At 37.9% G+C, this 12,142-nt stretch carries 13 protein-coding genes; 3 read left to right on the top strand and 10 right to left on the bottom strand.

Annotated elements, in window-relative coordinates; translation table 11 throughout:
* The first annotated feature begins 42 nt into the window (after nt 1-42).
* The 3 genes from ACSBFT_RS13300 (at nt 43) to ACSBFT_RS13290 (ending at nt 1,738) form a co-directional block, all read left to right on the top strand.
* The gene (locus ACSBFT_RS13300; protein ID WP_489601000.1) at nt 43-405 is read left to right on the top strand and encodes a hypothetical protein; all 363 of its coding nucleotides are present in this window, start codon (nt 43-45) and stop codon (nt 403-405) included.
* Between the two features lie 36 nt (nt 406-441).
* Nucleotides 442-666 (top strand): DUF2905 domain-containing protein, encoded by a 225-nt coding sequence (locus tag ACSBFT_RS13295; protein ID WP_463045987.1) that lies wholly within the window; start codon nt 442-444, stop codon nt 664-666.
* Nucleotides 667-781: 115 nt separating this feature from the next.
* Nucleotides 782-1,738 carry a sugar phosphate isomerase/epimerase family protein gene (locus tag ACSBFT_RS13290; protein WP_463045986.1) on the top strand — a complete coding sequence of 319 codons (957 nt, stop codon included), beginning with the start codon at nt 782-784 and terminating at the stop codon, nt 1,736-1,738.
* Between the two features lie 84 nt (nt 1,739-1,822).
* Here the strand turns inward: ACSBFT_RS13290 and ACSBFT_RS13285 are convergent, their stop codons facing one another.
* From ACSBFT_RS13285 to ACSBFT_RS13240, 10 genes are all read right to left on the bottom strand, one after another.
* Nucleotides 1,823-2,518 (bottom strand): sulfite exporter TauE/SafE family protein, encoded by a 696-nt coding sequence (locus tag ACSBFT_RS13285; protein ID WP_489600999.1) that lies wholly within the window; start codon nt 2,516-2,518, stop codon nt 1,823-1,825.
* Nucleotide 2,519: 1 nt separating this feature from the next.
* Nucleotides 2,520-2,951: a FixH family protein gene (locus ACSBFT_RS13280; protein ID WP_463045984.1), complete on the bottom strand. Its 432-nt coding sequence runs from the start codon at nt 2,949-2,951 to the stop codon at nt 2,520-2,522.
* A 66-nt stretch (nt 2,952-3,017) separates the two neighbouring features.
* A complete protein-coding gene (ccoG, locus tag ACSBFT_RS13275) occupies nt 3,018-4,451 on the bottom strand; it encodes a cytochrome c oxidase accessory protein CcoG (protein ID WP_463045983.1) in 1,434 nt (477 codons plus the stop codon).
* Nucleotides 4,452-4,462: 11 nt separating this feature from the next.
* Nucleotides 4,463-5,290 (bottom strand): cbb3-type cytochrome c oxidase N-terminal domain-containing protein, encoded by an 828-nt coding sequence (locus ACSBFT_RS13270; protein WP_489600998.1) that lies wholly within the window; start codon nt 5,288-5,290, stop codon nt 4,463-4,465.
* A gap of 191 nt (nt 5,291-5,481) precedes the next feature.
* Nucleotides 5,482-7,626 carry a cytochrome-c oxidase, cbb3-type subunit I gene (ccoN, locus tag ACSBFT_RS13265; RefSeq protein WP_463045981.1) on the bottom strand — a complete coding sequence of 715 codons (2,145 nt, stop codon included), beginning with the start codon at nt 7,624-7,626 and terminating at the stop codon, nt 5,482-5,484.
* Nucleotides 7,627-7,698: 72 nt separating this feature from the next.
* Complete coding sequence (locus tag ACSBFT_RS13260; RefSeq protein WP_489600997.1) at nt 7,699-8,118, bottom strand: hypothetical protein; 420 nt, start codon at nt 8,116-8,118, stop codon at nt 7,699-7,701.
* A gap of 205 nt (nt 8,119-8,323) precedes the next feature.
* Complete coding sequence (gene ccoS / locus ACSBFT_RS13255; RefSeq protein ID WP_463045979.1) at nt 8,324-8,461, bottom strand: cbb3-type cytochrome oxidase assembly protein CcoS; 138 nt, start codon at nt 8,459-8,461, stop codon at nt 8,324-8,326.
* Nucleotides 8,462-8,464: 3 nt separating this feature from the next.
* Nucleotides 8,465-10,882: a heavy metal translocating P-type ATPase gene (locus ACSBFT_RS13250; protein WP_489600996.1), complete on the bottom strand. Its 2,418-nt coding sequence runs from the start codon at nt 10,880-10,882 to the stop codon at nt 8,465-8,467.
* 60 nt (nt 10,883-10,942) lie between these two features.
* Nucleotides 10,943-11,254: a hypothetical protein gene (locus ACSBFT_RS13245; protein ID WP_489600995.1), complete on the bottom strand. Its 312-nt coding sequence runs from the start codon at nt 11,252-11,254 to the stop codon at nt 10,943-10,945.
* 26 nt (nt 11,255-11,280) lie between these two features.
* Nucleotides 11,281-12,096, bottom strand: coding sequence for a L,D-transpeptidase family protein (locus tag ACSBFT_RS13240; RefSeq protein WP_489600994.1), 816 nt, complete (start codon nt 12,094-12,096; stop codon nt 11,281-11,283).
* Nucleotides 12,097-12,142 lie beyond the last annotated feature (46 nt).

Here is a 12,142-nt window from a genome sequence, read left to right as displayed (position 1 = left end):
ACTTTACAATTTTGTGTTATAAAATCGGAACCTATGAAAATCATGGAAAAGTTAGACGTTAGATCAGAAATGAGTATTCTAGAAATAGAAACAAAATTTAGTACGCTGTTTCCTTTTCTAAGCATTGAGTTTTTCAGGAAAGGGGAAAGTATAGAAGGTAGCCTCAGAAGGAAAACCCTTCAGGAGTTTGCTAGAAAAAAAGAACAGGAGAGTTTTGTGATTGAACCACAGATGACCGTTCATGAAATGGAGGAAATGTTTTGGAACAAAATGGGGCTTCAAGTAGCTGTGTTTAGAAAGGTAGGTAAGTCTATTTTGGAAACAAGTTTTACTTCTGGGTGGACTTTAGAACATCAAAATACAAAAGGCTCAGAGTTACAATCCGCTTTTACTTCTGGGCATTAGACTGCTTAGTTTTGTTTTGAAATGTTGATATTAACTATGAATCAAAACTTAGGAAAATATATTATTCTTGTGGGTGCTGTCATTGTTATGGCAGGTATTCTGATTTATTTCTTCTGGGATAAATTAGCATGGCTTGGTAAACTACCTGGAGATATTTCCTATCAGAAAGGTAACACTAAAATCTTCTTTCCAGTGGTAACTATGATTTTGGTTAGCGTTCTGTTAAACCTTCTTCTTTATCTTATTCGTCGCTTTTTCTAGCACAATTTTAGCTTATCAATTGTTTTAGTCGATCCAAAAGAGATTTTGACATATTTAGGCAATTGCTTTGATGTTTCATTTTGTAATTTAAGGATCTCATTACCTAAGATAACCAATGGAACGTCGTCAATTTTTGAAATCTTCCGCTGCCTTCGCTGCGGCTTCAGCTCTTCCTTCTACCTCTCTTTTTGCTCAGCAAGCCGCGGAAAGAAAGTTTAAGTTGGCGTTAAACCCCGGTATTATTGGTGTTAAATCTAATTTGAGTCAAACCTTAGATTATGCCATTAAGTATGGTTATGAGGCCATCAGTCCTTTTACGGAGGAGGTTATGAAATCATATTCTAGTGACCAACTTAATGAGCATACGGCTAAAATGAAGGAGCATCATATCTCTTATGACAGCACAAATGTTCCTGTAGAATTCAGAAAGGATAAAACCACTTTTAATAATGGTTTTAAAGATTTAGAAAAATTTTGCCAAACTATGGCAAAGCAAGAAGCCACGAGGATAAATACTTGGATAATATCATCTCATGAGGAGCTGACATACAATGAAAACATGAAAGAGCATGCCTATCGATTAGGTGAATGTGCCAGAGTAATGAAGGATTATGGTATTAGGTTCGGCTTAGAATATCTGGGAACAAGAGAATCTTTGATTGCCAGAAGGTATCCTTTCATAGCCAGTATGAAAGAGGGGAAGGAGCTTATTGGTGAAATAGGAGAAAGTAATGTGGGTTTTGTTTTGGATAGTTTTCATTGGTATACGGCCAATGATACCCTAGAAGACATTAAAAGCCTTAAACCTGAAGATATCATTACATGCGATATTAATGATGTTAGATCGGGATTTGAAAGGAAAGAACAACGCGACGGTAAAAGAGAATTGCCAATGGCAACAGGTATAATAAATATCAAAGCATTTTTGGAAGGCGTTATTGCTATAGGGTATGATGGACCTGTAAGAACAGAGCCTTTCAATCAAGTGCTCAATGATATGGAAAATGATGACGCTCTTCAAACCAATATGACAGCCATCAAAAAAGCTTTGGGTACTGTGGGATTATCGTAAACACTTTTAGAATTGAAAAGGAAGCCAACGATGAAATGTGTCAGCCTTGGCTTTTTTAAATTAAAGGGGTATTTGAAAGATATTTTATGGGACAAAACAGTTAACAATGGCCTTTACGCCTTCTCCATGAAAATCTGGGTTTTGCGTGGTGATGCCTCTGAAAATTAACCAGAAAGCTAGTAAAGCATAAGTGACAGGTATAATATTTTTAATGCTGCTACCGAATCGTTTTTTTATCCAGCCACTTCCTAAAGAAATAGACAACATCATAGGGAGTGTTCCCAGACCAAATATTGCCATAAATGCAGCTCCAGTAAAGGGGTTGAGTTGAATGAAAGCTCCTGCTAATGCAGCATATACTAGCCCGCATGGTAAAAGCCCGTTAATCACCCCAAAAACAAACTGACCAGTGAAGTAGTTGGCCTCAAAACTCTTACGGAAACCTGACTTTAACTTTGAGGTAAATCTGCTAAGGCTGTTGTAAAAGAACTGATTGTGAATAAAGTTTCCAGAAATAAATAGACCTGTAATAATAATAAGTCCAAGCCAAACGGAAAGCACGCCTTTGGAAATAAAAAAATTGGTGTTTTGACCAATAAAACCGATGACTAAGCCGAGTATCGAATATGTGAATATTCTACCAATATTGTAGAGACTTCTGCCAGCAAAAAAGGTGGGGTATTTCTTTTTATCATTAGGCAATAAGAAGGTTAGCGGTCCGCACATACCTGCACAGTGCACACTGCCAAAAAATCCCATGATAAAGGCAGACCAAAGCATCTTAAAGAGTTACTTTTTCTTCTAAATAATACTGTTTTTTATCTTTAGACCAACTTAGTTTTAAAACCCACAAACCTTTATCCAGATCGGTAGTAGGTACATTTAACGTATTGGTGAGGCTTAGTTTAAAAGGTATAGAAAGATCCATATTTGCGTTTGAAGGTCTGTAGAGTGTTACCTCTCCAGAAGACGCCTTACACTCTTCTGGGAAAGTGATGGCTAGCCCCGTTTCTGTATAGGCAATAATAACCTCCGAACTTAGGTCCGCGGCGTTTTGACTATGATCTATCTTGTCTTGGTATGCTAGTTCTTGTTTGTAGTAATCTGGACTGACCAGAAAGATGTCTTTTTGCTGTACACACATATACACCAAGCCAACCATGAATACTACGAAACTGCTATACAATAATGCAATACCTTTTCCCCAACTCATATTCTTAATTTTTTGTAGATTGATAAACTCTTACTCGATAATTCTAACTTCCCTGAAAGCTAAAAGCTACTTCGCCACCGGCCCAAAAAACGTGGTCTCAATAGTCTCGATATTTTCTTCTGCGTCATAAAGCTCTATCACTACCTCTGTTTTAGTACTGGTTACTTTCTCTTTTTCCAGTTCTATGAAGAATACCACTTCTCTCTTTTCGCCGGAAGGCAATTTTATACTACTTTCTGCACCCACTACTCTTAGTTCACCTGCGGGCTCTACCAGTTTCATTTGAACATTTATTTCATCCTGAGATTTGTTGACCATCTGGGCATTATAAAGGTTTGTAACCGTACCCTTTTCAGTAATTTGATAGAGCTGCCCAGGCACTCTCATAACCGTAGTCTCTATTTCAGACCTGCCAATAATCAGCATGGCTTCAACACCAATAAGGAGCGTTAAAACAATGGAGTACGCAATTGACCTTTTTGAGAATTTATAAGGAACTCCTTTTTCTACAGACTCTACGGAGGCGTATCTTATCAATCCTTTCGGCTTGTTTACCTTCTCCATAACATCGTCACAGGCATCTATACAAGCGGTGCAGTTGACACACTCTAACTGAATTCCATTTCTGATGTCAATTCCCGTGGGACAAACTTGAATGCAAAGTTTACAATCTACACAGTCGCCTTGGGCACTAGTTTCTTCTTTTGTAGCGTCCTTTTTTATTTTCCCTCTTGGTTCGCCTCTTAGGTAATCGTAGATCACGGTCATGGTATCTCTGTTTACCAATACACCTTGTAACCTACCATATGGACATATAGCTATACAAACCTGCTCTCTTAATTTAGTAAATACGAAATAGAAGATGCCTGTAAATACAACCAAACCTATAAAGCCAGAAAGGTTTTCGGAAGGTGAATGCGTGATAAGCTCTTTCACGTTTTCTATGCCAATAATATAAGCCATAGTGATATGAGCTATAACTATGGAAAATGCAATGAAGATGATATGCTTAAGTGTTTTACGCCAAATTTTGTTGAAATTCCAAGGACCTTCATCAAACTTCTTCTGAGTTCTGCCATCTCCTTCTAACCAGTTTTCTATGGGTCTAAAAATCATTTCCATAAAAACGGTTTGAGGGCATAGCCACCCACACCAAATTCTACCAAAGGCCACGGTAAAAAGAGCGATAAATAGCACAAAAATTATCATACCCAATCCAAACAAGACAAAGTCTTGTGGAAGGAAGTACTGTCCGAAAATGACGAACTTTCTATCAAAAATGTTCATCATTAAAAGTGGTTGTCCACCGATTTTGATAAAAGGACCGCTAATGAAGATGACCAAGAAAACAATGGTAGCCCAGAGTCTTTTATTTAAGAAAGGCCCCTTTGCTTTTTTAGGATAAAGCCAGATTCTTTTACCGTCTTTATCTACAGTGGCAAGGTTGTCTCTGTATTCGTCATCCTCATATAATTCGTCAAAAACAATATCGGTAGGCATCGCTTTATAATTTAAAGTGCAGTTGTAGTTTCTGGTTCAACTGCAGTTTTTGATTCTACAACGGCTTCTTCAGGTGTATATAAGTCTCCTTGAGCCGCTTTTGGGTTCTCTGGGTTTGTACCTTGAAGGGTTAATATAAAACTACTTACCTGCTGAATGTCTAGCGGTTTAAGTGTCGCTTCCCAAGATATCATTCCTTTTTCAGGAACACCATGTTTTATGGTTTGGAAAATGCTGCTCACGGAGCCGCCGTGCAACCAATATTGGTCTGTTAAGTTTGGACCTACACCACCTTCACCTAGATTTCCGTGGCATACGGCACAGCTTCCGTCGTAGATGGTTTTACCTCTTGCCACTTGGGCTTCGTCGGTAATTAGCTCCACAGCGTTTTCGTCTATCGTAGATTCTGGATTGTTTTCTTGTGCCAATGCTTTTTTCTCAGCAGCTTCATTCATGGCTATTTCATACTCCTCTGTTTGAAGCGGACTCCATTTCCATACGTGATAGTTAAGCATATAGACTATAGCGAAGACAACGCCAGCATAAAACATTCCTAGCCACCATGGTGGAAGGTGGTTGTCGAGCTCTTTGATGCCATCATAATCATGATCCATCATAAGATCTGATTCCATTTCCATGGGTACTTCTCCCTTAATTTTCTTCCAGAATTTATCTAAGGAAAATGGCTTTGTTTCTATGCCCATTTTCTTGTTTAAAATGGCCTTGGCTGTTAAGTGCACATTTATAACGATACCTAAGAGTATTACGGCAAATATGATGAGAACAAGTAATAGGATAAATTGAAATAATTGTTCTCCTGATTGTATGTGAAAATTCATTGACTTGTTGTTTTAAGCGTGAGAATCATCCCCTTCGTTATCTCCGAGAGGAAGATTTTCCATGTGAGCAATGTATTTTTTGTCAGACTTGAAAACGAATATTCCAAGGAGTACAAAGAATATGAAAAATATGCTTAGCGATATAATAGGGTAAATACTTACTCCTTCTATATCAGATAGGTAGTTCTTTATCATCGGTTTACTTTTATATCGGTTCCTAATCTTTGTAAGTAGGCTATTAGAGCTACTATTTCTTTATTCTCGCTGACCTCAATTCCGCCTTCGGACAAATTCTTAGAAATAGTTTCTCCTTGTGCTAGCATAGTACTGGCTGCATTCTCAATCTCTTTGTCTGAGTAAGGCACACCCAGTGTTTGCATGGCAGAAAGCTTATTGTCAATAAGTTCAGTGTCAATGTCATTGTCAAATAACCATGGGTATGCGGGCATAATAGACCCCGGAGACATGCTACTTGGGTCTAACATATGGTTGTAGTGCCAACTGTTAGGGTATTTACCTCCTTCACGCTGTAGATCAGGCCCTGTTCTTTTAGAACCCCATAAGTGAGGGTGATCGTATACCATTTCACCAGCTTTGGTGTATTCACCGTATCGCTCTGTTTCATCTCTAAACGGACGAATCATCTGAGAGTGGCAGTTATTACAACCTTCCCTAATGTAAATATCTCTACCTTCTAATTCTAATGGCGTATAAGGTTTTACCGAAGCGATAGTTGGTACGTTTGAGTCCACTATCCAAGTAGGCACAAACTCAATTACTCCGCCGATAAGTACTGCCACAAAAGATAAGACCGTAAATAATACAGGCTTTCTTTCTAAAACTGAATGCCAGTGTCCACCAGAGATTTTTACATTCTTTATAAGAGCTGGAGCCTCAGCGTATTCTTCTTTTTGGAAAGTACCAGTGCCTGCAGTTTTTATTAAGTTGTAAACCATGATACAGGTTCCTATCAGGTACATGGTACCGCCAATAGAACGCATCACATACATCGGGATAATTTGCGTCACTGTTTCTAAGAAGTTTGGATAAGCTAGAAAGCCATCGGAGTCAAACTCTTTCCACATTAAACTTTGTGTAAAGCCTGCCCAATATAATGGTAGAGCATAAAAAAGAATACCTAATGTAGCTATCCAGAAGTGAGCATTAGCAAGTTTAATAGAATAGATTTTAGTTTTCCACATTTTTGGAACTAAGTAATATAACATTCCAAAAATCATGAAGCCGTTCCAGCCAAGGGCACCAACATGCACGTGAGCTACGGTCCAGTCTGTATAGTGAGATATGGCATTTACGTTTTTCAAGGAAAGCATTGGGCCTTCAAAAGTGGCCATACCATATGCCGTTACCGCAACCACGAAGAACTTCAAAACTGGATCTTCTCTAACTCTGTCCCAAGCTCCACGCAAGGTTAAAAGTCCGTTTAGCATTCCACCCCAAGATGGAGCTAAAAGCATAATAGAGAAAGCAACACCCAAGCTTTGTGCCCAATCAGGCAAAGCAGTATATAATAAATGGTGAGGTCCAGCCCAGATATAAATGAATATTAAAGACCAGAAGTGGATAATAGACAGTTTATAAGAAAAAACTGGCCTGTTAGCAGCTTTAGGTAAGAAGTAGTACATCAAGCCGAGAATAGGTGTAGTTAAAAAGAACGCTACAGCGTTATGACCATACCACCACTGCACAAGGGCATCCTGAACACCAGCGAATAAAGAGTAACTTTTCGTTAAACTCACTGGAATAGCCAAGGAATTAACGATATGTAAGAGAGCAATGGTAACCGCTGTAGCTAGATAAAACCAGATGGCTACATACATATGACGCTCTCTTCTTTTAAATAAAGTACCTATTAGGTTGGCAGAGAAAATAACCCAAACTACCGCAATGGCGATATCAATAGGCCATTCTAACTCAGCATATTCTTTTGATGAGTTCATGCCTAAAGGCAATGTGATGGCTGCGGAAAGAATGATAAGTTGCCATCCCCAGAAGTGGATCCAGCTAAGTACTTTGCTAAACATGGCGGCTTTGGTAAGACGCTGAAGCGAATAATAAATACCTGCAAACATACCATTTCCTACAAAAGCAAAAATGACGGCATTGGTATGCAAGGGTCTCATTCTACCAAAAGAAGTGTAGGGTAGATTAAAGTTGGCAGCCGGATAAAATAGCTGAATGGAAGCGGTTAATCCCGCCAGCATCCCCACAATTCCGAAAACTACCGTGGCTATCATAAAGGCCTTGACGATCTTATTGTCGTAGTAAAATCCTTCTAGAGATTCGCCAGCATTGGCTGTGGTAACATTCAAATTCATAAACAGTGTTTTGTGTTTAATTATCGGATGTAAAACTAGATCCAGATGCTTTTGGGAAACATGATGGGTTGCTTATGCATTTATGACATTGCTCATGTTTTTAACTGTGAGGTATTCAAAACTCGCAACGAAAGTCCTGAAGAGTAATTTGAATTCTTTGTAATTGGGTCTGAAATCACCCATTTCTAGTTTAAAGTATCGCTGGTCTTTGAACGTTTCTTTATCTAGTTTGGCGTGTTCTGTTTGGTCGTGATGGATAGCGTTTAGCTCTTCAATTAATCGCGTGGTGAGTGTTTTGAAGTGGGTAGAGTCCTGTGCAAGCTCTGCCACTTTCAAACTTTTTGTACTGTCGCCAATCGTTTCTTTTTTTAATTTATTTATTGTTTTAATAAAGAAATTGACCTCTTCTTGAACCCGTAATAGTTCGCCTTTATAGGCACTTAATTCTTCTGAGGTGCTAATTGTTCTATTGTTGTCGTTTACGGTTCGCATGATATTACTGTTTAAGTAGATCTAATGTCGTACTAAGCAAAAGAAGTAATCATGAGGTTTATAAGGCTCGCTTATGAGTATCGTCAGGTTTGGAAACCTTCGGTTAAGGTATGCTTTCGTATCGTTTTTTTTGGATTTGGATTATTTTAGAAAAAAAACGGTCAGTTGTAGGTTTGTATTCCGTTTGCAGAAAGGAAGTGTGTGGTCAATCGTCACCCAGTATTCGCATGGCGGGTGTTTCTGTGTCGTCAAACTGCCCATCATCGGTTGCCCAGAAAAATGCTAAAAGGAAGCCTCCGGCTACTAATAAGGCTAAAATAACAAGTAAGATAATAACAGACATAGTTTAAATAAGTTTAAGTTTTTTGGCGGTAATATGTGTTAAGAGTATGGAAAACAATACCACAGAAATAGAACTTAATGGCATAAATATGGCCGCTAAAATAGGAGATAGCTTACCCGTAACGGCCCAACTGATACAGATGAAATTATATATCAAAGATAGTAAAAAGCTGATTTTCACAATGTTTACAGCATTTTTACTAAATGATAAAAATTGAGGTAGTAAGGTAAATTGCTGAGCATCTAAAATGGCATCTGAGGCTGGAGTAAATGCTTGCGTGTTTTCAGAAATAGCTATGCCTACATTGCTCTGACCCAATGCACCCGCATCATTAAGCCCATCGCCTATCATCATAACATTTTTGTTTTCTTTTTGGCGTTCTGCAATGAAATCTAACTTCTCTTGTGGCTTTAGCCCAAAATGTAGGTGCTCCTCAGAGAAAAAAGTTTTTAAATCTGTTCGGTCTTTACTGTTATCTCCAGATAAAAGTTGCATTTCATATCCTTTGTTGATTTGGATCAATACGTTACTTAATCCTGGCCTATAACTAGGTTTTATTTGAAAATATCCTTTCAGTTTGTTATCTATTTTCAAATAGACAGAAGCATTTGGTGCCCTTTGAAATTCTGCAAGATATAGGAAATCTGCATGACCTAGTTTTATTTCATGGCTGCCAATGATAGCTTCTAAACCGGCTCCTTTATGCTCAAAAAAGTAATCGGTCTTTAAGGTTTTAGACGTGGATAAATCTGCAAAAATTATTTTACTGATAGGATGCAAGGAAAAGCTTGTAATACTTTTTAACAGTATTTTTTCTTCCTCACTTAGTTGCTCACCGGAATAGCTTATTTCGGATGAACTATTCTTGGTAAGTGTGCCCGTTTTGTCAAAAACCAATTCGTTTATTTCAGACATTCGCTGTATTACTTCTGGGTTTTTGACATAGAATTTATTCCTACCAAAAATATTCATGACTGCTCCCATAGTGAATGGCATGGAAAGCGTAAGAGCACAAGGGCAGGCCACCATAAGCACAGCTGTAAGAGCGGGCCATACCAAAGTAGGATCGTGAAACTGCCAGTAAAGGCCAGTAACAGTTGCTATAGCTAGTGTAATATAAGTGAAATACTTACTAAAGGCAGCCGAAAATCGGGTGTCTACTTTGTTTTTTTCTTTTTGAAGCGATGCATTATTCCAAAGCTGCGTCAGGTAGCTTTGAGATACCTCCTTTTGAATTTTTAAGCTTATGTTATCTCCTTTTTGTCTTCCCCCAGCATAAATAAGTTCTCCTTCGTTTATCCTTACAGGCTCGCTTTCTCCTGTTACGAAACTATAATCAATAAAAGCTTTTCCGCTTAAGAGTGTAGCATCTGCCGGTACAAGCTCTTCATGATGAATGAGCATAGTTTCTCCCTTTTGAAGACTTTCTACACTCTTGTATCTGGTAGATTTTCCTGTGATAACCTGGATGGCTAGTGGGAAATATGATTTGTAGTTTCTTTCGAAAGATAGGAATTCAAATGTTTTGGTTTGTGTCCATTTTCCTATCAAAAGAAAGAAAACGAGTCCGGCCAAACTATCCCAATAGGCACCTCCGTGGTTAAAGAAAGTTTCATAAAGACTTCTGAAAAACAAAGCTGAAATTCCTAAAGAAATAGGAATGTCCACACTTAGGACGTCAGTGTTTTTAAGAATAAGCTCTTTAATGGAAATAAAGGCACCTTTAAGATAATCTGCTGCTCCATAAAAAAAAACTGGAAGAGCCAGCAGCACATTAAGGTATAGGAAAAAAGACTGGTACTGTGAATCTACGGCGTTATCTAAGTCTAGGTTAAAGTATTCCGGAAAACTGAGCAGCATAATGTTTCCAGCACAAAAGCCAGTAACAGCTATCTGTTTAAGGAGTCTATTCGATTTTTTGGAAACCTGTTTGCTCGTGTTATTTAAAGAAATGAGAGGTTCGTAGCCAAGCGTGGCCAGTAATTCCACTATTTCTTTTAGTGAAGTTATATCTGGTTTGTAGGATAATTCTAGTTCTTTTTTTGTGAAGTTTAGTTTAGAACTGATGACACCGTTTTTGGCTTTATATAAGTTTTCTAAAAGCCAAACGCAAGAGCTGCAATGTACGTCTGGAAGGTATAAGCTAAGCTTGTTAAGGGTTTTGGATTTGAAATCAAGTAGTTGGTCTACAATCTCTTCAATACCCAAGTACTCAAACTGTCCTTGGAAGTTTTTACTTTTCAGGCTTACACCAGAATGTTGATTGAGGTCGTAGTAGGTACAAAGGTTTTTGTCAGATAGGATTTCATACACTGTTTTACAGCCAATGCAGCAGAAGTTCTTGTCGTCAAAGTAAACTCCAGCCTCCTGGCAATCCTCTCCGCAGTGGTGACATATAACTTGTTCTAAAACCTCCGTCATACTATTTAATTATATCCTTACAAATATGGCTATGCTAATATTGGGGATTTCTGCAATTGATCAATTAGAAATATGACTTTGGTCATACTTGTTAAGTTTATAGTAGTCCTTTACGGATTTCCATTCTCCGTTGTGGTCTATATAATCTGTGAAATACATGATGAAAACTGGGGTGTTTTGTTTCAGTTCAACGAGTTGTGGTTTTTGATTCAAGAGGCATTGTGCTAATAAATTTTCGTCGATGGTTTTTTTCGGCTGTAGTAATTTTGCGAGCTCAAGTGGTCTTTCTAATCTAATACAACCGTGACTGTAAAAGCGACTCTCCCTATTAAAAAGTCCAAGACTAGAAGCCGTATGTGGTACATCATGCATGTATACACTATAAGGGTTTTTGATATTTATTTTAATAAACCTAGTGCGTTGTCACAACCTGTTCCTTGACGGAATTTATAATTGAAGTTTTTAGAATTTAGGGTGTCCCAACGAATTTTTGCAGGATTTATAATCTGATATTTTTCGTTTAGAACCTCAAAATTATTTCGATCCAAATAAGTTATATCCTCTTTTACTTTAGGTAAGATTTCGTTTACCGCAATGTTTCTTGTGGCGGTCCAATAGGGGTAAACCACGAGGGCGTCTGCTTCCGTAGCTATAATAGGGGTTTTGTTTTTAGAAGTGCCCACTATGACATTCATGGTGAGCCAAGGCTGGTTATTTTTATAGAAAATAAGCTCATTAGAGGCTACATTAATGAATATAAATGAGGAATGTTCAAATCTATTGACCCATCTGAAAAAGTTTTGGAATTCGGCTAATTTGTAATAATCTGGATGAAATTTGTATTGTAGGCTAGCGGTGTATTCTGAAAAATCTGGGTCTAAATGGCTCATTAAAGGGCTAAGGGAAGAGTTTCTTGAAGCTACTTTTAACCATTGGTTTACATTGGTACTGTCTAATCTTTGTGTTAAGGCATTATAAGAAAGGAGTTTAGGTTGATGGCCAAAGTAAGATTTAAGGGCAAGTTCTCTCAAGTTGTCTTTCTGATTGAATTCAATATTTCTATCAAGGGCGAGTTGTGATAATTCATCTTGCCCGAGGGCCATGAAATGGACAATAAAGAATAGGAAAAGAAGATGCTTCATATAAAGCAAATAAAATCTAGCTTGAGCTAGATTATTATATGGGTCAACATATTCCTTTATGATAATGCTCATAAAGAGAACTCTTTATAGTCTCGCCCTTTGCGTTTATTGAATTTCA

It is taken from the genome of Arcticibacterium sp. SM2516, from assembly GCF_057914865.1.
Note: the sequence above shows the minus strand (reverse complement) of the source record. Positions and strands in the feature narration are given on the sequence as shown.

Coding starts and splice junctions, on each gene's coding strand:
- ACSBFT_RS13240 (WP_489600994.1), bottom strand. CDS start 12,096: ATGAGCATTATCATAAAGGAATATGTTGACCCATATAATAATCTAGCT.
- ACSBFT_RS13280 (WP_463045984.1), bottom strand. CDS start 2,951: ATGAGTTGGGGAAAAGGTATTGCATTATTGTATAGCAGTTTCGTAGTA.
- ACSBFT_RS13270 (WP_489600998.1), bottom strand. CDS start 5,290: ATGAATTTTCACATACAATCAGGAGAACAATTATTTCAATTTATCCTA.
- ACSBFT_RS13250 (WP_489600996.1), bottom strand. CDS start 10,882: ATGACGGAGGTTTTAGAACAAGTTATATGTCACCACTGCGGAGAGGAT.
- ccoS (WP_463045979.1), bottom strand. CDS start 8,461: ATGTCTGTTATTATCTTACTTGTTATTTTAGCCTTATTAGTAGCCGGA.
- ccoN (WP_463045981.1), bottom strand. CDS start 7,626: ATGAATTTGAATGTTACCACAGCCAATGCTGGCGAATCTCTAGAAGGA.
- ACSBFT_RS13285 (WP_489600999.1), bottom strand. CDS start 2,518: ATGCTTTGGTCTGCCTTTATCATGGGATTTTTTGGCAGTGTGCACTGT.
- ccoG (WP_463045983.1), bottom strand. CDS start 4,451: ATGCCTACCGATATTGTTTTTGACGAATTATATGAGGATGACGAATAC.
- ACSBFT_RS13290 (WP_463045986.1), top strand. CDS start 782: ATGGAACGTCGTCAATTTTTGAAATCTTCCGCTGCCTTCGCTGCGGCT.
- ACSBFT_RS13300 (WP_489601000.1), top strand. CDS start 43: ATGGAAAAGTTAGACGTTAGATCAGAAATGAGTATTCTAGAAATAGAA.
- ACSBFT_RS13260 (WP_489600997.1), bottom strand. CDS start 8,118: ATGCGAACCGTAAACGACAACAATAGAACAATTAGCACCTCAGAAGAA.
- ACSBFT_RS13295 (WP_463045987.1), top strand. CDS start 442: ATGAATCAAAACTTAGGAAAATATATTATTCTTGTGGGTGCTGTCATT.
- ACSBFT_RS13245 (WP_489600995.1), bottom strand. CDS start 11,254: ATGCATGATGTACCACATACGGCTTCTAGTCTTGGACTTTTTAATAGG.